Here is a 26,015-nt window from a genome sequence, read left to right on the forward strand (position 1 = left end):
CCGAGGCCGCAGGTAAAAGCACAGTCAATGATGGGCGAATCACATATGACGAAAACAAATGAAGCCGCGCTGGAGTTCGCAAAGAGGTTTTTGAGTGGCAACATCCTCAGAGATGACATTCAAGCATCGAACCCCCAAGAGCAGGATTTTTTGAGAATTGGTAACGCCCTGGAGGCAGCCTCAAAAAAACCGAATGCAATGGAATTTGATGTGCTTTTATCGCATGCTGCTGATGCTTTGTCGCGAAACGAAAGGATGCCCGAATGGCTTGCAAAATTTGCTGCTGATGTACTGCTGGGCAAGCGCAAACGTCCCACCAAACGCGGGCCGCAGGAATTCGGAAATTGGGAGCGTGATTACAAAATGTGGCGAGCAACCCAAGAAGTAGCAAAAGCCTTTGGCTTGCAGCATTACTCAAACAATGAGTTGTCGAAACAGATTACAGCAGCGGAATTAGTCAGTCGAGCGGAAGGTTGCAGTCTTGATGTAGTGGTTACAGCTTACAAGAAATGCGCTCGAAAATGGGGGTGAAATAACTTTAGTAACTCTACCCCATGTTTTAGGGGAAAGATGTGTTTAATGTTCGTGACCATGCCGGTATTTTCCGGTTCAAGCTACGGAGTAGCGAACATGGCCACACACAACCGATCTGCGCTGACGATCATTCGGCGCAAGCAAGTAGAAGCCCGCATTGGGCTTTCACGTTCAAGCATATATGCCCGTCTGCGAAAGAATCCGAAGAGACCTGGCGATTTCGATCCGACCTTCCCGAAACCGGTATCTGTTGGTGCGAAAGCCGTTGGTTGGATTGAGGCAGAGATTGATGCTTGGTTAACCGCCCAAGTTGAAAAAAGCCGCAAGGCTTGAGGGGTGGGATTTGTCGATCAACACTACCCCAAAAGAAAAGCCCGCCGGGGACGGCAATCCCACGGCAGGCGCGATCAACGACCTTAATTTTCTCACCGAATCGCGACCAGGAAAAGCGTTTGAAATCCTGCGGGCCGCTTTTGCTATGCGCGGACACACACTGCACCGAACCGATCCAGCAGACGGGCAGGTGACGTATTGGGCCGAACATTGGAGGCTGGTGCGGCACCTGCCCACCCTGCACGATGCGGCGCTGTTCTTGGCGCAGATCGGGGGGGGCTGTGATCGTGATGACTGACCCCAACGAACAATTTCGGGCAGCTATCCTGGCCGCTGGCCTGACCCCGCCTGATGAAATTCACGCCGATGGCAAGCTGCACCGTTTCCCCAGCAGTGAGAGGCGCGGTGATGATTCCGGCTGGTACGTAGTGCACACCGACGGCGTACCGGCTGGCGCGTTCGGTTGCTGGCGTGAGGGGCTGACACAACATTGGTGCAGCAAGACCCCGGAGGCCATGACACCGGTTGAGCGCGAAGCCCACCGGCAAAAGGTGGAAGCCATGCGCCAGCAACGTGAGGCTGACAAGACCCAATGTCAACAACAAGCGGGGCAGTTTGCGCTGCAACGCTGGCAGGCCGCAACCCCAGCAACCGAACACCCTTACCTAACCGCCAAGGGTGTGCAAGACCACGGCGTGAAGCTTGAAGGCGAGGCCCTGCTGATCTCCATGCGGGACACGGCGGGCACCTTGCACAGTCTGCAAGTGATCGACCCTGAGGGCGGCAAACGCTTTCAACCGGGCGGGCGCATCAAGGGCTGTTATCACGCCATTGGCAAGCCTGAGGGCGTGCTGATCGTGTGCGAGGGGTACGCCACGGGCGCAAGCATCCATGAGGCCACGGGGTACGCGGTAGCGGTGGCCTTCAACGCGGGCAACCTGGAATCGGTTGCCCTGGCCCTGCACCAAAAATACCCGGCCCTGCGGTTGATCCTGGCCGCTGATGACGATTGGAAAACCCCAGGCAACCCCGGTATGACCAAGGCCACGCAAGCGGCGCGGGCGGTGGGCGGGTGGGTGGCTGTGCCCACGTTCCCGGCTGATCGACCCGTGAAGGCGACCGACTTTAACGACCTGCACCAGTTGGCCGGATTGGACGCGGTGAGAGCGTGCATAGATGGGGCGCAACCCGAGACGGCTGAGACATTCCCGGCCTTCCCCGATGGGGTCGATCCGGTGGGCGACCAATGGCCCGAGCCGTTGCCTCTGATAGACAGCATCACCTCCGAGCCGTACCCGCTGGATGCGTTGCCCACCGCAATGCGCGAAGCGGTTCTGGAAGTGCAGGGGTTTGCCCAGGCACCTATGGCAATGGTGGCTACTTCGGCACTGTCTGCTTTGAGCATGGCCGCGCAAGCCCTGCACGACGTCAAGCGTGCCGAAAAACTTACCGGACCGATTGGTCTGTTCACCCTGGTGCTGGCCGATTCCGGGGAGCGTAAGACCACCTGCGACGATTTCTTTATGCCTGCGATCCGGCAGTGGCAGCGCGGACAAGAGGAAGCGATGCGTCCCCAGGTCGAGAGCCATGAAGCCGCAATGGACGCCTGGAACGCCGAGCGTGAAGGCGTCGTGGCGAAGATCAAGGAGCTGAGCAAAAACGGCAAACCGACGGACGCACTCAAGCGCGATCTGGTTGACCTGCAAGCCGAAAAGCCTGAACCACCTCGGGTGCCCCGGCTGATCTATTCCGACATCACCCCGGAGGAATTGGGCTACCAGCTGGCGAAGCGGTGGCCGTCGGCTGCGATCACGACCAGCGAGGGCGGCACAGTTTTGGGCGGGCACAGCATGACCGGCGACAGTGCCATGCGCAACATGGCTCGGCTGAACGATCTGTGGAGCGGGCAGGAAATCAGTTCCGACCGTCGGACGTCCGAATCGTGGGTGGCGCGTGGTGCCCGGTTGACCGTGGGGTTGCAGGTGCAAGAATCCACCTTGCGATCGTTCTTTGACAAGTCGGCGGGGCTGGCACGTGGCACTGGGTTTCTGGCTCGGTTTCTGGTGGCGTGGCCGCAATCGACCCAGGGCAAACGCCTGTTCAAGGATGCCCCAGACCAGTGGCCCAAGCTGGCCGCGTACCACCAGCGGATCGAGCGAATTCTGAGCGTGCCGACACCGATGGATGACGGCGGCGCACTGACCCCGAGCCTGATCCCGCTGAGTGCCGAGGCTAAGGCGATGTGGGTTGTGTACCACGACGAAGTGGAAATCCAGCTGGCCGCGGGGGGCGATTATGCGGACGTGCGGGACGTCGCTTCTAAGTCGGCAGACAACGCGGCACGGCTGGCGGCACTGTTCCACATCTTTGAATATGGCGGTGGCGGTGCCATTGGTCTGGAGGCGATGGAAGCCGGGTGCATGGTGGCCGCGTGGCACCTGCAAGAGTCACGGCGGTTCTTTGGGGAAATTGCTGTGCCGGTTGAAATGGCAGACGCCATGCGCATGATCCGTTGGGCGGTGGAGGTTGGCCGGACCCAAGGGGGCACGTTGGCAACGCGTGATCTTCAGCGACTCGGGCCAGTGCGCAGCAAAGACCGTTTGGACGCTGCGCTGCGGGAGTTGCAGGCCCACCACCACATCAGGCAGCGCACCGAGGGCAAGCGCAAGCTGGTGGAAATCAACCCGGCATTGCTGGAGGCAACAGCACCATGAGCCTACTCGCAACCCTTAGGGCCAAAAAACAGAACCGAGAGGTTGCGACGTTGACCGTTGCGACAGGTGCGACACATGAGGGGGTAAAGACTTCAACTGTCGCAAGAGTCGCAACTGTCAGCGTCGCATGGCATCAAGAAATGCCATGTACTGCAAACGAACCTGTGCCCCCAGCGCTAGTGGCCGCCCCTGATCTCTGGTGTTGGCCGTATACCCAGGTAATGAACGCCACCGAGCTGGGCACCTTTACGGCACGACTATCGCAGTTCACCGATAAGGGATTGAGCCATGACGATGCCGAACGTCTGGCCGATACTCTCGTGATCCGGGACCGTGATGGCGATGACCGGAGACTGTGTCTGGAATGCGCCCACCTGCAAGGCGTTCGCCACCGGCGATGTGGCAACTGGCTACTGGCGTCCGTGTCACGGGAAAGGTTTGGATTTGATCTGGTGCAATTGATGCAGCGATGTGCTGGCTTCAAAGTTGCTGCGTTTTCAGCAAAAAATTTCCAAATGATTTCGGAAAATCTTTTTGCGCAAGGGAACTGACGATGGGCGGTTTTGGTAGCGGCCGTAAGTGGGGTAAGACCACTACTGATGAGCTGTGGCGCTTGGATGTCCGATGCTTGGCGCGTGGTGGACATCTTAAGCCCGGCAATGCCTTTCGATGGCAATGGCAAAGCAACGGCGTGACGATTGCATCTATTAACCTAACCGTGCAAGTTGACCTTGTGTGGCTTCAGTACAAACAGCGCGAACGCGGGAGAGAGTGGGAAGACATGTGTTACCCGGTGAGTTTTGACTGGACGGCGTGTCACATGGGTGGAAAACGGGTTTGGTGGCAATGTCCTGTCGTGGGCTGTGGGCGGCGCGTGGCGGTGCTATACGGCGGCAGGATGTATGCGTGTAGGCACTGTCAAGGCTTAGCGTATCGATGCCAACGGGAGGTGGAATATGACCGTGCCGCTCGCAGAGCGGATATCTTGCGGAATAGATTGGGATGGGCAGCAGGGATACTGAACGGTTTAGGAGAAAAACCGAAGGGGATGCACTGGGGTACGTTTGAACGGTTTTGTGAGGAACACAATGATCACATCAATCGTGCGCATACTGGGTTGGCGCGGAGATTTGGAATCCTTTAACTAATGAGCTTTATGAACCATTCATGATCCATGTGATTACTTTTCGAATGAAATTTATGGCAATTATCAAAAATAATGTGATTGCAAAAAAATATAATCCCGTGATGGTGTTTTTTTTCAGTGTGAAATATTTAAATTTCTTTTCGAATTCTTCATTTATTAAAATCTCCGTCAGTGGAAATGACCGATCCTGCAAAAACGAAGGTGCATTGATGAATTCACGACAATCCACCCTTTTTTCAGTCAATTCGTAATGAAATTCTAACCCTGATGATTCTAATTTTTTATGAAATTCTTGATTGTTCAAATCATCGCACTTGCCCGATTTTAGCTCCTCGATTATTTTATGAGATCTGATTAAATTTGAATAAAATGTATCGGAGTGCTCGGCGGAATTGTAGAAAAATCCGAAAACGAATGAAGTTATTAGCAAAACAAGATAGAGCCTATTTATCTTTCTTGTCGGCATAATTTTCCTGAAAATATATTTTGTGTAAGTGCTCATTTGGGATTCCCAATATTTGGGTATCTTATCCCGTGGTATCAAAGGCGTCAACGGCAGACCATCATGGTTATGGCCAAGCCTTCACCAAAATTCGCCGGAAACAGGGAACTCGCGTCCTTGGGAGCCGCTATACGCGAAGCAAGGAAGCAAGCTGGTTTGTCGCAGGAGTCACAGGCAACGGATGCCACGTTGGACCGCAGCTACATGGGCGGCATTGAGCGCGGCGAGCACAACCTGACGCTGATGAACCTGTGCCGCATATCTGAAGCCCTGCAGGTCAAGCCATCAACCCTGCTGGTGGCAGCGGGGCTTTAACGATCTATTTCGCTGACGCAGCCCAGCGGTTCAATTCCTGCACCATCGCTGCATCGAGCGCCGCGAATGCTTCCGTAGCGGAGTTAAATTCAATGGTCTCCAGTGGGTCGGCATCCACTGCGGTGACTTTCGCTCCGATGGCCCTCAGGTTTTCAGCCAACGCATTTGCCGCCTTCGTCCTTCGGCTGCCCTGCCAGCTGTACGGCTTGCTCAGGAGTACATAGACCGAAATCTTCTGGCTCACCGCGTATTCGGCCGCAAATGTCACCATCGTGGCTCCCTCATTCCCACTGTCAGCGTGAACTACAAAGAGCACATTCTGAGCGTCGTCTACAAGAGCTTTTAGAGCTTGGCGATCAAAATTAAAACCGTCTAGGTAGTATTCGCTAGCACCCATGGCCTCAAACCTAAAATTGTGGTTCGCACTGTGACCGGATGAATCTGACTTATAGCTTTGGATCAACTCCTTTGCGGATGAACCGAGTCCCAGAATGAGGTACAGCTGGAGTGGTGGCTTTGGATTGACGGTGTCCACTAGGGTTTGTCGATGCAATCCTTGCTTTTGAACAGCTTTTGCTCTGTCAAAGTGACGTGAATCTACATCCACTATGACCTTCTGCAGGTTTGTACAGCGTGTGGCCAGCACTATCTGCTGTATGCACTGCGTGAATGCCTCTTCTGGAAAATTTCCAAGGATGAACGCAAAGTGGGTCATGCAGAGGGATTCGCAACGCTCGGAATCTGCAGCATCAATGACCCGCTGCGTTGCGCTCGGCTCACTGTTCCAACGTTCGGTCTTGGTTGTGGTGATGACCAACGGTTTTTCGTCACCATGCAAGATCACCCTAAATTTGCCATCCGAATGCATGTGCGTACACTTTCGGAAGTACTCACGATCCAGGCCGTGTTGGATCAGTACCGCGTTCATGAGCGTGAAGCCATCCATGTCGTACGTGCAGGAAATGGCGTCGGTCTCTACTGGCTCATAGGCCAAGTGGGGTACGGGACGAAGCAGAACTTCCATTGCTCACATCACCCGGCGATACAGCCAAGCGCTCATCAACCACAAGCCACGCAAGGCGTACACGGCAACTGCAACGATTCCTGTCAGGAAAAGAGAAATTACGGGCCAGAATGTTTTGGCCGAGCCATGAGTGATCAAGTCTTGGTCTGTCATCGCGGCGGTGTCCGTTGCATAAAGCTGGAGGTACCCGAAAACAATGAGAACCAGGTTCGTCAATAAGTAACCTAGCAGCGTCTTTTTATGGAAGTTCATGGGAATTTTCGGGTCATACAGCGCTCATGCTTGACCGAAATTTTGAGGCAGATACTGTTCTATATTTGGGTATCGTATCCCGCATCATCGTGGGCGTCAATGCGTCCTGTTTCACCGAATGAACAAAGTCTCATGCCCACTCGTTTTTGGATCATCTCGACTCTTGCATTACTGACCTTGCTGGGCATGGCTACATTTGTAGAGCCTGCAAGGCTGGAGGTGAATCGATACGATCTTCGAGCAGATCTGCATCGTCCAGGTCTGCGGGTGGTTCAACTTTCAGACCTCCATCTGCAATCGATTGGGGCAAATGAACAAAAGGTTATTCAGCAATTACAGGCACTGCGACCTGACCTCTTGGTACTGTCCGGCGACATGGTAGATAAGAAGGATGCCCTGCCAGTTCTGGCGGCATTCTTGGCAGCGCTCGGACCAGTGCGCACCGTAGCCGTACCGGGCAACTGGGAACACTGGAGCGAGATGGATTTCGATGGCTTGCGCAAGCTCTTTGATTCACGGCCAGATGGGCGGTTCTTGCTCAACGGGAAATGGGCATTCAAGCACCAAGACCGGGTCGTGGAGGTGGTCGGTCTGGACGACTTCACCGCTGGCCACCCGGATCTGCAACTGCTTTCGCGGCGCGAGGATGCGGATGTGACCCTATTGGTTCAACACTCACCAGGTTTTTTCGACAAAGCCGAAGTAGGCCAGCGGATGAAAGGAAGTCGGTTTGACTTATGCATGTCTGGGCACACCCACGGTGGCCAGATTGCTTTTTGGGGGTGGGCACCTTTCAGGCCTGTGGGCAGTGGTCGTTTCGTGACGGGCTTTTACGATATGCCAGGCTGTCGCCTGTTTGTGTCCAAGGGCGTAGGCACGTCTGTGCTGCCAGTTCGTTGGGGGGTGGCGCCTGAGGTTGTTGTTTTTGACCTTTGAGCTGTTTTCCAAACTTGTGTGCCCAGATGTGTGCCCATGAGCGCTGAAAGAAATTCAAGAATCCAGCAACGGAGCGACGTTACGCCGGTTTGCTAGCTTCTGCATCGAAACCGCTGCGGTGGTTGCCACCCGGGCTTGTAACGCTCGGCAACAACGTCCTCTTTGGGCTTTCAACGTTCACTCAGCCACCCATTTGATTAGGGTTTGTGTGGGTGCGTTCGTGGTAATTTTTGTGCACAATCTGCAAATCATGCAAGAAATAGCCTCCAGCACCACCGTCTCTGAGCAAGCCTTCCAGGCTTTGCGCCTGGACGTTTTGTCCGGCCGCCATGTGCCAGAAACCAAACTCAAAGTGGATGCCCTGCAGCAGCAATATGGTTTTTCCAGCAGCCCGCTGCGCGAAGCCCTGAACCGTTTGGTGCAAGAGGGACTGGTCAAGGCGGACGAGCGTCGCGGCTTCAGGGTGGCCGCCATATCGCCAGACGATCTGGCCGACATCACCAAAATGCGCCTGCTGCTCGATGTGACCGCGCTGCACGAATCGATCCAACGCGGTGATGACGTTTGGGAAGCAAACATTGTGGCGAGCTTTCACCGCCTCGAAAAAATCGAATCCCGCCTGCCACAAGGGCCCGTCGTGTTGGATGCCGAATGGAGCCAACGCCACCGAGACTTTCACATGTCGCTGATTGCAGCTTGCCCTTCTGAGCGGCAATTGGCCTGGAGCATGAGCCTGTTTGACCAAGCCGAACGCTACCGGCACTTTGCCGCACGCAACCGAACCGTGCTCAAAAAGAAAGATGCCGAGCACCGCGCCCTGATGAAGGCCGTGGTGCGGCGCGATGCGGCCACCGCCGCCCAAATGCTCAGCGAACACATTGCGAGCACGCAGACCAATGTGCTGGCCGCTTTTGCCTTGATGCAAAAGAACCGCGTCTAACTTCATCAACCTTTTGAACTCACAACCCATATGCTGAAAGTTACCAAACCCACCCCTTCTCATTTCGGCATCTATGTTTGGGATGTCGACAAAATGGTGAACTTTTACACCTCGGTTTTTGGCATGGTTATTAATGACCGAGGGGTGGGCAAAACCTTCAAGGCCCCCTTGGTTTTTTTGAGTTCGACACCCGATCAGCACCATCAGTTGGTCATCGCGGGTGGACGTCCGCCAGAGGCCACCTTCAGCACCGTGATGCAACTGTCTTTTGCAGTGCCGTCCATTCAGTCGCTGCGCGATTTACGCGACAAAGCCATTGCCTTGGGCGCAACCAAGATCATGCCCATGAACCATGGCAATGCGCTGTCGGTTTACTTTGCAGATCCGGAAGGCAACACGGTGGAAATCTACATCGACATGCCTTTCTACATTTCGCAGCCTCACGGGGATCCACTCGACCTGAGCCTGGACGATGCCACCATCCTGCGCGAGACCGAAGCGATCTGCCGCAGTGACCCCAGCTTCATGCCCATTGACCAGTGGCAAGCGCAATTCGTTCAAAAAATCTAACTCCATTTCACCCTAGGAACTTCCATGAAACTACTCTCCTTCTTACACCAAGGCCGCGAAACATGGGGCGCCGTGACAGGCCCAGACACCGTGGTGGACCTGGGCCAAGCGATGCCGCAATTTGCCACGCTCACCGACTACATTGCCTCGGGCGCTTACTTGCAGGCGCAGCATGACGCGGCCCAACAAAAGACGTCCATTGCCATGGCCGACATCACCTTCTTGCCGGTCATCCCTAAGCCGGAAAAAATCGTGTGTGCCGTGCGCAACTACATGGACCACCACAAAGAAGTGCTGGCCGCAGGCATGCACCGCGAACTGTCAGAAGAGCCTCCCATTTTTCTGCGCGTTTGGCGCTCACAGGTCGCGCATGGTCAACCCATCATTTGCCCCAAGGTCTCGGGTTCGCTCGATTGGGAAGGCGAATTGGCTGTGATCATTGGCAAAGAAGGCCGTAACATTTCAGAAGCCGATGCGTTTGACCATGTGGCGGGCTACTCTTGCTACAACGATGGCAGCATCCGCGAATGGCAATTCCACGCCAAGCAAATTGCGTCGGGCAAAAACTTCGAATCCACCGGCGGCTTTGGCCCCTGGATGGTGACGGCTGACGAGATCACCCCCAACCAAGAACTGAAGCTGATCACGCGCTTGAATGGCGAAGTGGTGCAGTCCAGCCACACCGGGCACATGATCTTTCCGATTGCCAAGCTGATCAGCTACGCCTCCACCATCTTCACCTTGGTGCCCGGCGATGTGATCGCTACCGGCACACCCGCAGGCGTGGGCTGGAGCCGCAAGCCCGCCTGGTTCATGAAGCCGGGCGATGTGTGCGAGGTGGAGATCGAAGGCATCGGCACTTTGGTCAACCCCATCGCCGCTCAAGCCTGAGCACAAGCCTGAACATGAAAGCGATCCAAGTCCATGTGACGGGCGGTCCCGAAAACCTGCTGGAGGTGAACCTTCCAGAGCCGGTGGCCGGTCGCGGACAGGTTCGCGTCAAGGCCAGCACCATCGGGGTGGGTCGCCCCGATGTGCTGCTGCGCAAAGGCACCTACAAATGGATGCCGCCACTGCCCGCCATTCCAGGGGCGGAGCTGGCGGGTGTGGTGGACGCGGTGGGCGAGGGCGTCACACATTGGCAAGTGGGTGACCGTGTGCTGGTCAGCGCCCGCGAGTTGCCCCAACGAGGCGGCTGTTATGCAGAAGCCATCGTGGTGCCCGAAGATGCTCCTTACCGATTGCCGGACACCGTCTCTTTTGACGATGCGGTGAGTCTGCCCAATTTGCAGCTGGCTTTGGCCCTCATGCAAATCGCAGGACCCACCAGCGCAGCCCCATCACAAGTGTTGATCACCGGCGCCTCAGGCGGCGTGGCGGGTATGTTGTGCCAGGTGGCCAAACTCAAGGGCTTTGTCACCATTGGCACCAGCAGAAGCCGTGACAAAGCGCAGTTTGCCCTGGCCCATGGTTTTGACCATGTCATTTGTACCGACCACGAGACACCGAAAGATCGCCTTGCGCACATCACCGAGGGCCAAGGGCTGAATCTGGTGTTCGACCATTTGGGTGGGCAAAGTCTGGTTGATGGACTCAAGAGCTTGGCGCCCTTTGGCACCTTGGTGTCCTACAACATCGTGCAGGGGCCGCCCACGGAAGACACTTTCCAAGTGATGCGTCAATTGCTGGAAAAAAGCCTGGCCATCCGGTGTTTTTCCATGCACGCCTTTGATGCAGACCGAGACACACGACGCGGACTGATGAACGAGGCCATCGTGCTGTTGGCGCAGCAGCGCGTCAACTTTTCGCCCCCTCAGATTTTCAAGCTCAGCGAGGTCCAAAAAACCCACGCTTTGCTCGACCAGGGACTTGTGAGCGGAAAGCTGGTCATGCACCCATGACGCGCCGCTGAAACCGTGCAATTGACAGTGATACTTTTATAACCAAGGAGACAACAATGCTTCGCCGACAACTTCTCGCCACTTTGACTGCCACCAGCTTGGCTTTGCCAATGATCGCGCTGGCACAAGCCTATCCGGACCGCCCCATCAAGGTCATGCAAGGCTTTGCCCCCGGTGGCAACGCCGACAACATCGCCCGGACTGTAGGGATGGAAATGAGCAAGGGTTTGGGCCAAAACATCGTGGTCGAAGCTCAGGCCGGCGCAGGTGGCACCATCGCAGCCACCACCGTCGCCAAGTCCAGGCCCGATGGCTATACCTTGCTCTTGGCCACGGGCGGGCATGCGGTGGCTGGCGCTTTGTAAAACAACTTGGCTTACCGCACGGTACAAGACTTTGAGATGGTCAGCACCATCACTTACTTCCCGTTTTTGGTGGTCGTTCCGGCCAACAGCAAATATGCCAGCCTGTCGGCCTTGCTGGCCGCAGCCAGAGCCAACCCCACCGAGGTGAGCTACGGCACCGCGGGCATCGGCTCCACCCACCATCTGGCCGGTGAGTTGCTCGCCAGCATGTCCAAAACCCAATTGCTGCATGTGCCATTCCGGGGCGACTCCGCCTCGCTCACATCCCTGCTCGGCGGCGAAATCCCGATGATCATTGCCCCGCCCACGGCGGTGATGGCCAACATCAAATCTGGCAAGCTTCGCGCCATTGCCACCACCGGCCCTCAGCGCTGGCAGGGTCTGCCCGATGTGCCGACTGTGTCTGAGCAAGGCGTGGCGGGTTACGACGTGCAGTCATGGGCCGGTTTGATGGCGCCTGCAGGCACACCCAAACCCGTCATTGACCGCCTGAACGCCGAGTTGCAAAAAGCACTTTTGGTGCCCGCTGTGAAAACCCGCCTAGAGGACATGGGTGGCGAGGTTCGCGGCAGCACCTCGGAAGAGATGCGGAACATGGTGGCGGCACAAACCCAAAAATGGATTCAAGTGGTGAACGACGCCAAAATACCGAAAAACTAAGTTCCTTCGCGGGTATCGGGTGCCTGACCCCAACGGGCACCTTGTTGTCAGCGCAGCCCAAGGCCCCGTGCCCGCCTTTTTTGAAAGCTCAAGATGTCATTGATTCAGATCCGCAAACGCAGCCTCATCATTGAAACGACCTACCACGAAGGCGGCCCTGTCACCGATCGGCCTTTGAAGCTGGCCGCCGCATGCGCGGTCATTCAAAACCCCTACGCAGGCACCTATGCGCCTGACCTCATGCCTTTCATGGCCGAACTCAGGTCGCTGGGCACCTTGTTGGCACAAGAGTTGATCGACACCCTGGGCAAAGACAACATCGAGGTTTACAGCAAAGCCGCCATCGTGGGCGTCAATGGTGAAATGGAACACGGCGCTGTCTGGCACGAAGCCGGGGGGTGGGCCATGCGCTCCTTGTTAGGGGAGCCCAAAGCCATCGTACCGGCCAGCAAGGCGGTGGCCAGCGCGGGGTATCGCCTGATGGTGCCCGTGCATTACATCCACGCTTGCTATGTGCGCAGCCACTTCAACAGCATGGAAGTGGGTATTCAGGATGCACCGCGCCCCAACGAGATTTTGTTTGCGCTGGTCATGGGCACGGGCGGTCGTGTCCATTCCAGACTGGGTGGACTGACCAAAGACCAGGTTTCTGTACACGATGGGCAACGCTGATGCGCATCAACCCATCCTGACCCCCGAGCAAGACGCTTATTTGCGCGAACGCTCGGACTGGATGGGCGCTTATTTGGTGCTGCATGCCTGGGGCATGATTGCGCTGGCCATGGCGTTTTTTGTGGCTTGGCCCAACCCCTTGAGCTTCATCGTCGCCGTAGTCATCATCGGCGGCAGGCAGCTGGGCTTGGCGATTTTGATGCACGATGCGGCGCACCGCGCCTTGTTCAAGAACACCCGGCTCAATGACACGCTGGGGGCGTTTTTGTGCGGCTGGCCGGTGGGGGCCAGCCTCACGCTTTACCGGCCCTATCACCTGAGCCACCACCGCCACACCCAGCAAGCCGAAGACCCCGACTTGATGTTGTCGGCCCCCTTTCCCATCACCCGTCAAAGCTTTTGGCGCAAGATGCGGCGCGACATTTTGGGCATCACCGGTTACCAGCGGCGCATGGCATTTTTTCGCATGGAAATGGGCCAGGATCCGAGCCCTTGGCAGCGCCTGAAAAAATTGATGGCCGCAGAAAAATACTTCTTTCTCAGCAACCTGATCATCTTCGCGGTCACCGCCGCAGCCAGTGTGTGGTGGGCGTACTTTGCCTTGTGGCTGCTGCCCTTGCTGACCTGGTACCAAGTGATCAGCCGGGTGCGCAACATCGCCGAACATGCGGTGGTGGGCGACAACCATGACCGCTTGCGCAACACGCGCACCACTTTGGCCCACTGGGGCATGCGCATGGTGCTGGCGCCTTATTGGGTTAACTACCACCTCGAGCATCACCTGTTTGTTTTCACCCCGTGCTGGAAGTTGCCTGCGGCCCACCGCATGCTGATGGCGCAAGGCTTGGGGCCGCGCATGGAGCTGGCCACCGGCTATCTGCAGGTGCTGCGCTTGGCCACCAGCAAAACAAATGACCATGGCGATACCAGCGGCGCACAGGCACAGCGCAAGGGCGCTTCACTGATCTGAATCGGTGGGCGCAGGGCATGGCGTCCGCTTGTCAGCCTCTCGCAAGTCAAGTCGCTTAAGGGACATGCATTGGGGATAACCATGTAACGCCGTTGATCAACGGGTTCCAGAATGCGCCAAGACATTTTTCTTCTTTCGTCCTGGTGCAAGACGCAATGGCTGATGAAATCATTCTCGAAACCCGCGAGCTCATCAAAGAGTTCAAAGGGTTTGTGGCTGTCAACGACGTGAACCTCAAGGTTCGTCGCGGAGAGATCCACGCACTGATCGGACCCAACGGTGCCGGCAAGACCACGGTCTTCAATTTGCTGACCAAGTTCTTGATTCCTACCCGTGGGCAGATCTTGTTCAATGGCCGCGACATCACCGGCGAACGTTCTGCACAGATTGCCCGTCGCGGCATCGTGCGCTCATTCCAAATCTCTGCCACCTTCCCCAATCTCTCGGTGATTGAAAACGTGCGCATCGCCTTGCAACGCGGAGCTGGCATGTCCATGCAGTTTTGGCGTTCCGAACGCGTCTTGGACAGCTTGAACGACCGCGCCATGCAACTGCTGGCCGAAGTCGACCTGCAAGACATGTCGCACTTGATGGCGGTCGAACTGCCTTATGGCCGCAAGCGCGCCCTCGAAATTGCCACCACCTTGGCCATGGAGCCCGAGCTCATGCTGTTGGACGAGCCCACGCAGGGCATGGGCCACGAAGACGTGGACCGTGTCACGCAGCTGATCAAAAAAGTGAGCGCCAACCGCACCATTTTGATGGTCGAGCACAACATGAACGTGGTCGCCAAGATCGCGGACACCATCAGTGTTTTGCAGCGCGGCCAAGTGATTGCCGAAGGGCCTTACGCGGTGGTTTCTCAAAATCCTCAAGTGCTCGAGGCCTACATGGGCACGGCCGAAAACCAGTTGGAGGGGGCCCATGGCTGAGCCCAAAGAATTCCTGCGCATCAGCGACCTGCACGCCTGGTATGGCGAGTCGCACATCCTGCATGGGGTGAACCTGAGCGTCAACGAAGGCGAAGTGGTGACCCTGCTGGGGCGAAACGGCGCAGGCCGCACCACCACCATCAAGTCGATTCTGGGATTGGTGGGAAGACGCACCGGCCAGATCACGATCAACGGGACCGAGTCGGTCAACATGGCGCCGCACCAAATTGCCAAACTGGGCATTGGTTACTGCCCTGAAGAGCGTGGCATTTTTGCCTCCCTGACCTGCGAAGAAAACCTGATGCTGCCCCCTGTGATCGCCAGTGGTGGCATGGGTCTGGATGAGATTTACGAGATGTTCCCCAACTTGGCGGAGCGCAAAAACAGCCCCGGCACACGTCTGTCGGGCGGCGAACAGCAGATGCTCGCAGTGGGCCGCATCTTGCGCACCGGCGCCCGCTTTTTGCTGCTGGACGAAATCTCAGAGGGCTTGGCCCCGGTCATCGTGCAGGCCTTGGCCCGCATGATCCGTTCTCTCAAGGCCAAGGGCTACACCATCATCATGGTGGAGCAAAACTTCCGTTTTGCGGCGCCTCTGGCCGACCGTTTTTATGTGATGGAACATGGGCAAATCGTCGAAGGCTTCACCTCCGCCGAGTTGCCCAACAAGATGGGCATGCTCAGCGAGTACCTCGGCGTCTGATTTTTTCTTTTTAAACCAGGAGACAACACCATGAAACGCAAACTTCTCACCATCGCCGCAGCCGCGGCCTGCGCCTTCGGCGGTGCCGCCCAAGCCCAGATCTCTGACGGCACGGTCAAGATCGGCGTCTTGAACGACATGTCCGGCCTGTACTCCGACATCACTGGCCCAGGCTCTTTGCTGGCGGCCCGCATGGCGGTCGAAGACTACGTCAAAGCCACCGGCTCCAAACTCAAAATTGAAGTGATCGGTGCCGACCACCAAAACAAGCCCGATGTGGGCTCCAACATTGCCCGCCAGTGGTTTGACACCGACAAGGTCGACATGATCGCCGACGTGCCCACGTCTTCTGTGGGCTTGGCTGTGGCCGCGATCGCCCGCGAAAAAGGCAAATTGCACGTCAACGCCGGATCGGCCACGTCCGACCTGACGGGCAAGGCTTGCAATGCCAACACCATCCACTGGGCTTACGACACCTACATGCTGGCCAACGGCACCGGCAAAGCGATTGTCAAAAACGGCGGCAACACCTGGTTCTTCTTGACCGCTGACTATGCTTTCGGCCACGCCTTGGAGCGCGATACCGAAGCCGTGGTGACCAAGAACGGCGGACGTGTGGTCGGCAAAGTGCGCACACCTTTCCCAACTCAAGACTTCTCCTCGTTCTTGCTGCAAGCCCAAGCTTCCAAAGCCAAGATCATTGGCTTGGCCAACGCAGGTGGCGACACCACCAACTCGATCAAGCAAGCTGCCGAATTCGGCATCGTTCGTGGCGGCCAAAACTTGGCCGGTCTGTTGGTGTTCTTGCCTGACGTGCACTCCTTGGGTCTGAACGTGGCCCAAGGCCTGATGCTGACCGAGACCTTCTACTGGGATCTGAACGACCAGACTCGCGCATGGTCACGCCGCTTTGCAAGCGCCAACAGCGGCAAGATGCCTTCCATGGTGCAAGCGGGTGTTTATTCCAGCGTGATCCACTACTTGAAGGCCGTTGAAGCCGCCAAGACCGATGACGGCACCAAAGTGGCGGCCAAGATGAAAGAGCTGCCCACTGACGACGTCTTGTTTGGCAAGGGCATTGTCCGTGCCGATGGCCGCAAGATTCACCCCGCTTACTTGTTTGAAGTCAAGAAGCCTTCGGAGTCCAAGGGCCCTTACGACTACTACAAATTGGCAGCCACCATCCCGGCCAACGAGGCATTCCGCCCCTTGTCCGAGAGCGAGTGCCCGCTCGTCAAGAAGTAATCCCACTGTTTTGAGCTAACCAAAGTCACCGCCATGGAAATTTTTGGCATTCCCTCCCAAGCCCTCTTTGGGCAATTGCTGATCGGACTGATCAACGGTTCGTTTTATGCGCTGCTCTCGCTGGGCCTGGCGGTGATCTTCGGCCTGCTCAACATCATCAACTTCACCCACGGCGCCCAGTACATGCTGGGCGCCTTTGTGGCCTACCTGGGCATGCAAAAACTGGGGATGAATTACTGGGTCGCTCTGGTGGTCACACCGCTTGTGGTGGGGGCAACAGGGATGATCATTGAGCGCACCATGCTCAAGCAACTCTACAAGCTGGACCACCTTTATGGTCTGCTGCTCACATTCGGATTGGCACTGATCATTCAGGGCTTGTTCCGACACGAATTTGGCTCCTCGGGTATGCCTTACCCCGTGCCCGAAGTCTTCAGGGGCGCGATCGATACCGGTTTCATGTTCTTGCCCAAATACCGGGCTTGGGTCATCGTCGCCTCTTTGGTGGTGTGTCTGGCCACTTGGTACGTGATTGAACGCACCAAGCTGGGCGCCTACTTGCGCGCCGCCACCGAAAACCCCAGCCTGGTGCAATCCTTTGGCATCAACGTGCCACGCATGATCACCCTGACCTATGGCTTCGGCGTGGGCTTGGCCGCTTTGGCCGGCGTCATGGCCGCACCGATTTACCAAGTCAATCCGACCATGGGCGCCGACCTCATCATTGTGGTGTTCGCCGTGGTGGTGATTGGCGGCATGGGCTCGATCATGGGTGCCATCGTCACTGGATTTGGCTTGGGCCTTGTCGAAGGCCTGACCAAGGTCTTCTACCCCGAGGCTTCGGCCACCGTGATCTTCGTGATCATGACCATCGTTCTGCTCCTCAAGCCCGCCGGCCTGTTCGGCACCCAGAAGTAATGCCATGTCGAACTCTGCTATGACCTCTGTGACCTCTGGATCCTCCCGCTCACACTGGGTGGCGTTCGCCATCATGGTGCTGGCCTTTGCCATTGCCCCGATCTGGGTCTATCCCATCTTCTTGATGAAGGTGATGTGCTTTGCGCTGTTTGCTTGCGCGTTCAATTTGCTTCTGGGCTTTGGTGGCCTGCTGTCTTTTGGCCACGCCATGTTCTTGGGCAGTGCCGGTTATGCCTCCGCGCATGCGGCCAAGGTCTGGGGCTTGACCCCCGAGCTGGCCATTCTTTTGGGCACCTTGTGCTCTGCCGTTTTGGCCTATGTGGTGGGCTCTTTGGCGATTCGCCGCCAAGGCATTTACTTTGCGATGATCACACTGGCTTTGGCCCAGATGATCTTCTTCTTCGCATTGCAAGCCCCTTTCACGGGTGGTGAAGACGGTATCCAAAGCGTGCCGCGCGGTCACCTGTTTGGCTTGTTCGATATGGCCGACAACATGAACATGTACATGTTTGTGTTTTCGATTTTCATCCTCGGTTTCTTGTTCATCTGGCGCGTCATCCACTCACCATTCGGGCAAATTCTGAAGGCCATCCGCGAACACCAAGACCGTGCAACGTCTTTGGGCTATGACACCGACAAATTCAAACTGCTGGCTTTCGTTATCTCGGGTGCCATCGCAGGTACAGCGGGCGCCACCAAATCGCTGGTGTTCCAGTTGGCATCTCTCACCGACGTGCACTGGTCAATGTCGGGCGAAGTCGTGCTGATGACCCTGGTGGGCGGCATGGGCACTTTGTTTGGCCCCGTGGTCGGCGCCGCTGTGATCGTCAGCATGCAGAACTACCTGGCCCAGCTGGGCGCTTGGGTCACCATCATTCAGGGTGTGATCTTTGTGGTGTGTGTGTTGGCCTTCCGGCGCGGCATCATTGGCGAGATTGCCAACTGGATCAAGAAGCCCCTGTGACAAGGTGTTGAACATCCACAAAAAAACCGCCTCTCAGGGCGGTTTTTTTGTGGGCCATGGCCCTAGGGTGTGACCGACTCAGCGCATGAAATTCTTCACGTGGTCCGCACCCAGACCCACAGCCTCGAAGTGGGCGCGGTACTTCTCGATGCGGGTGAACACATCGTCATATCCGGTGGCATTGCCTTGTGTGTCCACGTACATCAGGGCCCCGTGCACAGTGAACATCGTCACCATATCCTGGCAATCATCGGGCACCACCAAGGTGTGCGTTTCGCCTGGCGGCTCGTACACATAGCTGCCTTCTTCGGCCACCCAGTCGTGCTCCAGGTAAAGCCATTTGCCGCGCAACACATGCGCATGCACCATGCCTGAATGGCGGTGACGCTGGAGCAAGCCCGAGCGCTTGACCTTGAGCAGGTGGACATAAAAACCACCGCTCACATTCAGGTGCAAAGGGCGCGACCAAATGCCCGGGGCGATGGGGGCCCACAAGCGCTCATCTTCGGTTTGCACATCGTGCACCACCATGTCAGGCGACATGCCCCATGGCTGGGGTTTGGCATAGGGAACGCGGTCGTCAGCGGCCGCTGGTGGCGTGTGCTTGGTGCTCATGGGTAGGCTGTGAACGGGTGAAAACACACAGCTTAAAACGACGCGCCTCGCTGGCCTGCGCCATGTGTGACAGCCCAGAGGTTCATCTGCGCAAGAAAAGCAGAGCCGCCGCCTTCAATGCCCGGCAAAAGACACCAAGGTGAACAGCTTCAGACCGGTGGCCTTGATGCGCTCCGACCCACCCAATTCAGGCAGGTCCACAATGGCCGCGCCTTCGATCACTGAGGCCCCCAGTTTTTCGAGCAACTTTTTGCCTGCCATCATGGTGCCGCCCGTGGCGATCAGGTCATCGATGAGCAAGACCCGTTGGCCAGGCTTGACGGCGTCGGTGTGCAGTTCGACGGTGGCGCTGCCGTACTCCAGCTCATAAGTCTGTTCTACGGTGGTGAAGGGCAACTTGCCTTTTTTGCGGATGGGCACAAAACCCAAACCCAACTCATAAGCCACCACCGAGCCCAAGATAAAACCGCGCGCATCCAAGCCAGCCACCACATCGGGGCGCAAATCGGGCGCCATGTAGCGGTGCACAAACGCGTCGATCAGAACCCGGAACACCCGGGGGTCTTGGAGCAAGGGCGTGATGTCTCGGAACTGCACGCCCGGTGCGGGCCAATCCGGCACGGTGCGGATACGGCTCTTGAGGTAATCGTTGAGGTTCAGATCGTCCATGTCTTAGGCCCGCAGTGGGTGTCTTTGAAAAAACCGGCCTGAAACTTGCCGGGCCTGCCAATCGACTTGACCGGTGGGCCTGATGTTAACAAGGCACCAGGCACTCAAGCCGATAAAATGACCCGCATGCTTGCCCACGCCAACACCACCCTGCAACTCGCCCGCGAGACCCTCGACATTGAAGCGGCTGCGCTGCTTCAACTCAAGGACCGTCTGGACGAGCGCTTCGTCAAAGCGGTCAACATGGTGCTGGCGGTGCAGGGCCGTGTGGTGGTCACCGGCATGGGCAAAAGCGGCCACATTGGTCGCAAGATCGCCGCCACGCTGGCCTCCACCGGGACACCGGCCATGTTTGTGCACCCCGGTGAAGCCAGCCATGGCGACTTGGGCATGATCAAAACCGTGGACGTGGTCTTGGCCATCTCCAACAGCGGTGAAAGCGACGAACTGGTGGCCATCTTGCCGGTGCTCAAGCGGCAGGGTGTGCCCTTGATTGCCATGACCGGTGGCATGCAGTCTTCTTTGGCCCGCCACGCCGATGTGGTGATTGACTGCTCGGTGAGCAAAGAGGCCTGCCCATTGAACCTGGCCCCTACGGCCAGCACCACGGCCCAGCTGGCCATGGGCGACGCTTTGGCAGTGGCCTTGTTGGATGCGCGAGGCTTCAAGCCGGAAGACTTTGCGCGCTCTCACCCCGGCGGCTCTTTGGGGCGCAAACTGCTCACCCATGTGGGCGATGTCATGCGCAAAGGCAAGGATGTGCCACAGGTGGCCCCCGATGCTGAATTCACCGCCCTGATGCGCGAGATGAGCAACAAAGGTTTGGGCGCTACCGCGGTCACCGGCACCGGTGGTCAAGTGTTGGGCGTGTTCACCGACGGCGACTTGCGCCGGCTGATTGAAAAAGGCGTGGACCTGCGCAGCCTGAAGGCGCACGAGGTGATGCACCCCAAGCCGCGCACCATCCGGCACGACGCCCTGGCCGTCGAGGCGGCCGAAATGATGGAGCTGCACCGCATCACCAGCATTTTGGTGGTCGATGCCGAAGGTGTGTTGTGCGGCGCCATCAACTCCAACGACCTCATGCGGGCCAAGGTGATCTGACATGCAAGCACTGACACCGGCTCTTCATTACCCGCCCGAGTTGCTGCTGCAAGCGCAGGGAATTCGTGCCGCGTTTTTTGACATCGACGGGGTGTTGACCGATGGCGGGCTGTATTTTTCAGAATCTGGCGAAACCCTCAAGCGCTTCAACACGCTCGATGGTCAGGGCCTGAAGCTGCTGCAAAAGGCGGGCATCACGCCGGTCGTCATCACAGGGCGTGACTCTGCCCCTTTGCGCTTGCGCCTTCAAGCTTTGGGCATCACCCACGCCCGCTTTGGCACCGAGGACAAGCGACCAGCCGCCGAAGCCTTTTTGGATCAACTGGGACTGAACTGGTCGCAAGCGGCAGCCATCGGCGACGATTGGCCAGACCTGCCGGTGATGCAACGGGCGGCCTTTGCCTGTGCCCCAGCCAATGGCCATGCCCAAGCCAAAGCACTGGCCCACCACATCACGGTCGAGCGCGGTGGTGAAGGTGCGGCGCGGGCATTTTGTGATTTGCTGCTGGTCGCAGGTGGGCACTATGCACGCTTGTTGGCCCAAGTCGGACTGAATGACCACAAGGGTGCCTCTGCATGAGTGCCTGGATGCGTCTTCGCCGCACGCTGGACCGACTCACCATTTACTTGCCATTGATCTTGTTCGGCTTGTTGGCACTGGGCAGTTGGTGGTTGGTGCGCAGCATGCCCGAATTGCTGCCGCCAAGCACTGACAAACTGCAGCGTGTGGATCCTGATTACCGGCTTGAGAAATTCACCGTCAAATCCTTTGACACATCGGGTCGCTTGACCCGTGAAATCAGCGGGCAAAGCGCGACGCACTTTCCTGCCAAACAAGAATTGCATATCCAGAACATCCGGATTTTTGCCGAAAACGACATGAGCACACGCCTGCAAGCACAAGCGCGTCAGGGTGTGTTCAAAGAAATCGAGCAACAAGTGGATCTGTCTGGTGATGTGCTGGCGGTCCGAGCCGCTGATCGGCAAGGACCGCGCATGACCCTCAAAGCCGAGGCTTTAACTGCCCTCATGGACCAAGAGCGCTTGGTCTCTTCCGTTCCGGTTGAAATCGTCCGTGGCGGTGATGTGTTCACGGCCCAGACCATGGACTTTGACACCCGCCATGGCTTGTACGAACTGCAGGGCCGGGTGAAGTCGGTTTTGGCCCCTTCCTCAAAACCCTGAACATAAAAAAGCCCTGCGAAGCAGGGCTTTTTGTGGGTGCTTGGCTGAGCATCAGCCAAGGCCAAGGTCAGTAACCGCCACCGTAGCCGCCGCCACCTTCACGACCACCGCCGCCTTCACGGCGACCACCGCCAGCCCGAGGGCCTGCGCCATAGGGGCTGCGGAAACCACCGCCGCCGCCTTCGCCACCACCGCCATAACCGCCGCCTTCACGGCGACCACCGCCACCATAGCCGCCGCCACCTTCACGGCCACCGCCGTAGCCTCCGCCACCTTCGCGCGCGCCGCCATAGCCACCACCGCCTTCGCGGGGGCCGCCGTAACCGCCACCACCTTCACGACGACCGCCGCCGTAGCCGCCACCGCCACCAAAGCCACCACCACCTGTGCGGGGAGGACGTGCTTCCATGGGGCGAGCTTCGTTGACCACCACATTGCGGCCACCCAATGGCTGACCATTCATGCCGTTGATGGCGGCTTGCGCCTCATCGTCGCTGCCCATTTCCACAAAGCCGAAGCCTTTGGATCGGCCGGTATCACGCTCCATCATGACTTTGGCGCTGGTCACCGCACCGAATTCACCGAAGGCTTGTTCCAGATCGCTGTCACGAACCGAATAAGGCAGGTTGCCGACGTAAAGTTTGTTGCCCATGAAAGGGACTCCTCAAAACACAAAGATAAAAGCGATGGAGCTTCGACAACGCATTCGACATACCTGAAAACATCGTAAGGAAAGCGAAACTGATGGGGTCACCGCAAACAAGACCTTGCGGCAAGATGCCCCAAAGTCATCGGATTATGAGTGTGAAAACAAAGCAAAAGGCAAGGGGGAAACCCCCCAATACCTATTAAAAACGGGGCTTTCACTGGTTTTTGTTGTTTTACCAACTCACCTCGCGGTCAGGACTGGCGCTGATTTTGTGAATGCTCAAATCGGCACCGTCATATTCCTCCTCTGGGCTGAGTTTCAGGCCCATGGTGATTTTCAAGACACCATAAATCAACAACCCACCCAACAAAGCCCATGCCACACCCAAAAAGGTGCCGATCAGCTGGGCCGTCAGATTGACCCCGCCCAAGCCACCCAAGCTGGTCGCACCAAAAATGCCCGCCGCAATGCCACCCCAAGTGCCGCAAATGCCATGCAGTGGCCACACACCCAGCACGTCGTCAATTTTCCATTTGTTTTGGGTCAAGGTGAACATGACCACAAACAGGCCTCCGGCCACAGCCCCCACCGCCAATGCACCAAACGGGTGCATCAAGTCAGAGCCGGCACACACCGCCACCAGACCGGCCAAAGGTCCGTTGTGCACAAAGCCCGGGTCGTTCTTGCCCAAGACCAAGGCCGCCAAAGTCCCGCCCACCATGGCCATCAAGGAATTGACCGCCACCAAGCCTGACATTTTGTCCAGCGTCTGAGCACTCATCACATTGAAACCGAACCAGCCGACGATCAAAATCCACGAGCCCAAAGCCAAGAACGGAATGCTGGACGGCGGGTGCGCCGACACCACGCCATCTTTGCGGTAGCGGTTGTAACGGGCGCCCAACAACACCACGGCCGGCAAAGCGATCCAGCCACCCATGGCATGCACCACCACCGAACCGGCAAAGTCATGGAACTCCTCGCCCGTGACCGCCTGGATCCAGGCCTGCACGCCAAAGTGCTTGTTCCAGGCGATGCCCTCAAAGAAGGGGTAGACAAAGCCCACAATGACCGCCGTAGCGATCAACTGGGGCCAAAACTTGGCCCGCTCGGCGATGCCGCCCGAAATGATGGCAGGAATGGCCGCCGCAAAGGTCAGCAAAAAGAAGAACTTGACCAGGTCATAGCCGTTCTTGGCCGCCAGCTGCTCCGCCCCCACAAAGAAAGTGGTGCCATAAGCCACGCTGTAACCGACCACAAAATAAACCACGGTCGAGACCGAAAAGTCCACCAGGATCTTGACCAAGGCGTTGACTTGGTTTTTTTTGCGAACAGTGCCCAGCTCCAAGAAGGCAAATCCGGCGTGCATGGCCAAGACCATGATGCCGCCCAACAAAATAAATAGCGCATCCGCGCCCTGTTTCAGTGCTTCCACGGTCTTCCTTTGAATATTTTTGCCCTTAATTGGTGCAACAGAGGATTTCAAGCCCTCGGCGCACCAAATCCAAGCAAGAAGCGCACCCAAAACGAACCAAGCGCCCTCAAGGTGCCCAAGCAGGTCAGTTAAGATCAAGCTTTTCTCAGACTCAACGGACACCAACCCGGTTTTTCATGGAAGCATTCCTCGTCTCCACCGGCATCGTCGCTTTGGCTGAAATGGGCGACAAAACCCAATTGCTCTCTTTGGTGTTGGCCGCCCGCTTTCGCAAGCCCTGGCCGATCGTGCTGGGCATTTTGGTGGCCACCTTGGCCAACCATGGCTTGGCTGGCGCCGTGGGCAGCTGGGTCACCACCGTGATGGGGCCGGATGTGCTGCGCTGGGTGCTGGGCGCGTCCTTCATCGCCATGGCCGTGTGGATGCTGATTCCGGACAAACTGGACGACGAAGAAGGCGACAGCGCCCCGCGCATGGGTGTGTTCCTGACCACCGTGGTGGTTTTCTTTTTGGCCGAAATGGGCGACAAGACCCAAATTGCCACCGTGATGCTGGCTGCCCAATACAACGCTTGGTTCGCGGTGGTGACGGGCACCACGCTGGGCATGATGCTGGCCAACGCGCCCGTGGTGTGGTTCGGTGACGCCATCACCAAGCGGGTACCGCTGCGCTTGGTGCACCTGATCTCGGCAGGCATTTTTGCCGTGCTCGGCGTGATCGCGCTGTCAGGCTGGGGCACTTAAATAACGCTGGCGCGTGCCACACCCAATCGCCCACGGGGTGGGCTCCTACAAACAGGCAGTGCGATCCCTTGTAGGAGCGCACCCTGTGCACGATGGCGTTTAAGTGGGCGGCTGGCGTTTGTAAATGACGTGGTAAACCCCGGCCACCAAAACCGCGCCGCCCAGCACATTGCCCAAAATCACGGGCAGCAAGTTGCTCAAGATCCCGCTCCATGTGACGGCGGTGTCACCCGTCAGGCCACCGTGCTGCAGCAGCATGGCCAGCGGCATCAGGTACATGTTGGCAATGCTGTGCTCAAACCCCGCCGCCACAAACGCCATGACCGGGAACACCACGGCCAGCGCCTTGTCCACCAAGCTGCGTCCGCCCATGGCCATCCAAACCGCCATGCACACCAGCACATTGCACAGCAAGCCGCGCAGCAAGGCGGTGACAAAGGGCAACTCTTGCTTGGCCACCGCGATCTGCACCACCTTCTGGCCAATCGCGCCGCCGTTCAGGCTGGCATGGCCACTGGCCCACACCAGCAACGCCAGTCCTGCGGCCCCCACGAAGTTCGCCAAGCACACAATGGCCCAGTTGCGCAGCACCTGCGCTGTGCTGACCCGGCCGTCGGCCCAGGCCATCACGATCAGGTTGTTGCCGGTGAAAAGCTCTGCCCCGGCCACCACCACCATGAACAAGCCCAAAGAAAACACCAGCCCGCCCAGCAATGCGCTGGCTGCAAAGCCCAAAGTGGGGTCGGACTTGACCAGCACAAACAGCATGGCCCCCAGACCAATGAAGGCCCCGGCCAGCACACCCAGCAAGGCCAGCGGCAGCGCCGCCATGCGGGCCTTGGCCTCGCCCACAGCCTCGACACGGCGGGCAATTTCAACGGGGCTGTAGGCGTCCGAGCCATCAAGATCTGACATAGGGGCTCCTGACCAGGGTGAAATCGCTTCGACTTATACTTGCGACATGCGCCGATTTGAACCCGATTGCGGGCGCCGAAACCAGGATGGTTTCGAAATTCAG

The 26,015-nt window shown here is 57.6% G+C and carries 29 protein-coding genes and 1 pseudogene; 23 read left to right on the plus strand and 7 right to left on the minus strand.

Features of this window, described 5'->3' with window-relative positions; genetic code table 11:
- Positions 1-27: 27 nt before the first annotated feature.
- From ABWQ00_RS06055 to ABWQ00_RS06080, 6 genes are all read left to right on the plus strand, one after another.
- Complete coding sequence (locus tag ABWQ00_RS06055) at positions 28-531, plus strand: hypothetical protein (protein ID WP_353237783.1); 504 nt, start codon at positions 28-30, stop codon at positions 529-531.
- 99 nt (positions 532-630) lie between these two features.
- A complete protein-coding gene (locus ABWQ00_RS06060; protein WP_353237784.1) occupies positions 631-867 on the plus strand; it encodes a helix-turn-helix transcriptional regulator in 237 nt (78 codons plus the stop codon).
- Entirely contained in the window at positions 845-1,165 is a 321-nt protein-coding gene (locus tag ABWQ00_RS06065) for a hypothetical protein (protein ID WP_353237785.1), read from the plus strand. Before ABWQ00_RS06060 ends, ABWQ00_RS06065 begins: the two co-directional genes overlap by 23 nt.
- On the plus strand, positions 1,158-3,581 hold the full coding sequence (locus tag ABWQ00_RS06070) for a DUF3987 domain-containing protein (protein ID WP_353237786.1): 2,424 nt from the start codon (positions 1,158-1,160) through the stop codon (positions 3,579-3,581). The genes ABWQ00_RS06065 and ABWQ00_RS06070 overlap by 8 nt, the downstream gene beginning before the upstream one ends.
- A 221-nt stretch (positions 3,582-3,802) precedes the next feature.
- Positions 3,803-4,132, plus strand: coding sequence for a hypothetical protein (locus tag ABWQ00_RS06075; protein ID WP_353237787.1), 330 nt, complete (start codon positions 3,803-3,805; stop codon positions 4,130-4,132).
- A 1,161-nt stretch (positions 4,133-5,293) separates the two neighbouring features.
- Positions 5,294-5,545 (plus strand): helix-turn-helix domain-containing protein, encoded by a 252-nt coding sequence (locus ABWQ00_RS06080; protein WP_502908087.1) that lies wholly within the window; start codon positions 5,294-5,296, stop codon positions 5,543-5,545.
- Between the two features lie 4 nt (positions 5,546-5,549).
- On the opposite strand, the gene ABWQ00_RS06085 is transcribed toward ABWQ00_RS06080, so the two are convergent.
- Entirely contained in the window at positions 5,550-6,473 is a 924-nt protein-coding gene (locus ABWQ00_RS06085) for a PALP domain-containing protein (RefSeq protein ID WP_353237788.1), read from the minus strand.
- A gap of 99 nt (positions 6,474-6,572) precedes the next feature.
- Positions 6,573-6,821, minus strand: a complete 249-nt coding sequence (locus ABWQ00_RS06090; protein ID WP_353237789.1) for a hypothetical protein — start codon at positions 6,819-6,821, stop codon at positions 6,573-6,575.
- Between the two features lie 132 nt (positions 6,822-6,953).
- Here ABWQ00_RS06090 and ABWQ00_RS06095 point away from each other — a divergent pair, with 132 nt between their 5' ends.
- From ABWQ00_RS06095 to ABWQ00_RS06155, 13 genes and pseudogenes are all read left to right on the plus strand, one after another.
- A complete protein-coding gene (locus ABWQ00_RS06095; RefSeq protein WP_353237790.1) occupies positions 6,954-7,757 on the plus strand; it encodes a metallophosphoesterase in 804 nt (267 codons plus the stop codon).
- Positions 7,758-8,007: 250 nt separating this feature from the next.
- Positions 8,008-8,697: a GntR family transcriptional regulator gene (locus ABWQ00_RS06100; protein WP_353237791.1), complete on the plus strand. Its 690-nt coding sequence runs from the start codon at positions 8,008-8,010 to the stop codon at positions 8,695-8,697.
- A 30-nt stretch (positions 8,698-8,727) separates the two neighbouring features.
- On the plus strand, positions 8,728-9,267 hold the full coding sequence (locus ABWQ00_RS06105; RefSeq protein WP_353237792.1) for a VOC family protein: 540 nt from the start codon (positions 8,728-8,730) through the stop codon (positions 9,265-9,267).
- A gap of 24 nt (positions 9,268-9,291) precedes the next feature.
- Complete coding sequence (locus ABWQ00_RS06110; protein WP_353237793.1) at positions 9,292-10,158, plus strand: fumarylacetoacetate hydrolase family protein; 867 nt, start codon at positions 9,292-9,294, stop codon at positions 10,156-10,158.
- A 14-nt stretch (positions 10,159-10,172) separates the two neighbouring features.
- Positions 10,173-11,168, plus strand: coding sequence for a zinc-dependent alcohol dehydrogenase family protein (locus ABWQ00_RS06115; RefSeq protein ID WP_353237794.1), 996 nt, complete (start codon positions 10,173-10,175; stop codon positions 11,166-11,168).
- A gap of 155 nt (positions 11,169-11,323) precedes the next feature.
- Positions 11,324-12,193, plus strand: a pseudogene (locus ABWQ00_RS06120) (tripartite tricarboxylate transporter substrate-binding protein).
- Positions 12,194-12,286: 93 nt separating this feature from the next.
- On the plus strand, positions 12,287-12,865 hold the full coding sequence (locus tag ABWQ00_RS06125; protein ID WP_353237795.1) for an amino acid synthesis family protein: 579 nt from the start codon (positions 12,287-12,289) through the stop codon (positions 12,863-12,865).
- On the plus strand, positions 12,852-13,835 hold the full coding sequence (locus ABWQ00_RS06130) for a fatty acid desaturase family protein (RefSeq protein ID WP_353237796.1): 984 nt from the start codon (positions 12,852-12,854) through the stop codon (positions 13,833-13,835). Before ABWQ00_RS06125 ends, ABWQ00_RS06130 begins: the two co-directional genes overlap by 14 nt.
- Before the next feature lie 155 nt (positions 13,836-13,990).
- Entirely contained in the window at positions 13,991-14,767 is a 777-nt protein-coding gene (locus ABWQ00_RS06135; RefSeq protein ID WP_353237797.1) for an ABC transporter ATP-binding protein, read from the plus strand.
- Positions 14,760-15,470 (plus strand): ABC transporter ATP-binding protein, encoded by a 711-nt coding sequence (locus ABWQ00_RS06140; RefSeq protein ID WP_353237798.1) that lies wholly within the window; start codon positions 14,760-14,762, stop codon positions 15,468-15,470. The genes ABWQ00_RS06135 and ABWQ00_RS06140 overlap by 8 nt, the downstream gene beginning before the upstream one ends.
- A gap of 30 nt (positions 15,471-15,500) precedes the next feature.
- On the plus strand, positions 15,501-16,715 hold the full coding sequence (locus ABWQ00_RS06145; protein ID WP_353237799.1) for an ABC transporter substrate-binding protein: 1,215 nt from the start codon (positions 15,501-15,503) through the stop codon (positions 16,713-16,715).
- Between the two features lie 33 nt (positions 16,716-16,748).
- Positions 16,749-17,633: a branched-chain amino acid ABC transporter permease gene (locus ABWQ00_RS06150; RefSeq protein WP_353237800.1), complete on the plus strand. Its 885-nt coding sequence runs from the start codon at positions 16,749-16,751 to the stop codon at positions 17,631-17,633.
- Positions 17,634-17,637: 4 nt separating this feature from the next.
- Positions 17,638-18,597 (plus strand): branched-chain amino acid ABC transporter permease, encoded by a 960-nt coding sequence (locus ABWQ00_RS06155; protein ID WP_353237801.1) that lies wholly within the window; start codon positions 17,638-17,640, stop codon positions 18,595-18,597.
- Positions 18,598-18,675: 78 nt separating this feature from the next.
- Here the strand turns inward: ABWQ00_RS06155 and ABWQ00_RS06160 are convergent, their stop codons facing one another.
- Positions 18,676-19,212, minus strand: coding sequence for a 2,4'-dihydroxyacetophenone dioxygenase family protein (locus tag ABWQ00_RS06160; RefSeq protein ID WP_353237802.1), 537 nt, complete (start codon positions 19,210-19,212; stop codon positions 18,676-18,678).
- 114 nt (positions 19,213-19,326) lie between these two features.
- Positions 19,327-19,881 (minus strand): adenine phosphoribosyltransferase, encoded by a 555-nt coding sequence (locus ABWQ00_RS06165; RefSeq protein ID WP_353237803.1) that lies wholly within the window; start codon positions 19,879-19,881, stop codon positions 19,327-19,329.
- 117 nt (positions 19,882-19,998) lie between these two features.
- Here ABWQ00_RS06165 and ABWQ00_RS06170 point away from each other — a divergent pair, with 117 nt between their 5' ends.
- From ABWQ00_RS06170 to lptC, 3 genes are read left to right on the plus strand one after another with little or no spacing between them, the layout of a single operon-like run.
- Entirely contained in the window at positions 19,999-20,985 is a 987-nt protein-coding gene (locus ABWQ00_RS06170; protein ID WP_353237804.1) for a KpsF/GutQ family sugar-phosphate isomerase, read from the plus strand.
- Between the two features lies 1 nt (position 20,986).
- Positions 20,987-21,565: a KdsC family phosphatase gene (locus ABWQ00_RS06175; RefSeq protein WP_353237805.1), complete on the plus strand. Its 579-nt coding sequence runs from the start codon at positions 20,987-20,989 to the stop codon at positions 21,563-21,565.
- Positions 21,562-22,170, plus strand: coding sequence for an LPS export ABC transporter periplasmic protein LptC (gene lptC, locus ABWQ00_RS06180; protein WP_353237806.1), 609 nt, complete (start codon positions 21,562-21,564; stop codon positions 22,168-22,170). Before ABWQ00_RS06175 ends, lptC begins: the two co-directional genes overlap by 4 nt.
- A 67-nt stretch (positions 22,171-22,237) precedes the next feature.
- Here the strand turns inward: lptC and rbp are convergent, their stop codons facing one another.
- Together rbp and ABWQ00_RS06190 are read right to left on the minus strand one after the other, a co-directional pair.
- Positions 22,238-22,822, minus strand: coding sequence for an RNA-binding regulator (gene rbp / locus ABWQ00_RS06185; protein ID WP_353237807.1), 585 nt, complete (start codon positions 22,820-22,822; stop codon positions 22,238-22,240).
- Between the two features lie 229 nt (positions 22,823-23,051).
- Positions 23,052-24,254, minus strand: a complete 1,203-nt coding sequence (locus ABWQ00_RS06190) for an ammonium transporter (protein ID WP_353237808.1) — start codon at positions 24,252-24,254, stop codon at positions 23,052-23,054.
- Positions 24,255-24,430: 176 nt separating this feature from the next.
- Between ABWQ00_RS06190 and ABWQ00_RS06195 the strand changes: the two genes are divergently transcribed.
- Positions 24,431-24,997, plus strand: a complete 567-nt coding sequence (locus ABWQ00_RS06195) for a TMEM165/GDT1 family protein (RefSeq protein WP_353237809.1) — start codon at positions 24,431-24,433, stop codon at positions 24,995-24,997.
- Positions 24,998-25,096: 99 nt separating this feature from the next.
- Here ABWQ00_RS06195 and ABWQ00_RS06200 read toward each other — a convergent pair whose 3' ends face one another.
- Complete coding sequence (locus ABWQ00_RS06200; protein ID WP_353237810.1) at positions 25,097-25,912, minus strand: formate/nitrite transporter family protein; 816 nt, start codon at positions 25,910-25,912, stop codon at positions 25,097-25,099.
- Positions 25,913-26,015: the final 103 nt, after the last annotated feature.

It is taken from the genome of Limnohabitans sp. (assembly GCF_040400975.1).
Taxonomy (GTDB): Bacteria; Pseudomonadota; Gammaproteobacteria; order Burkholderiales; family Burkholderiaceae_C; genus Limnohabitans_A.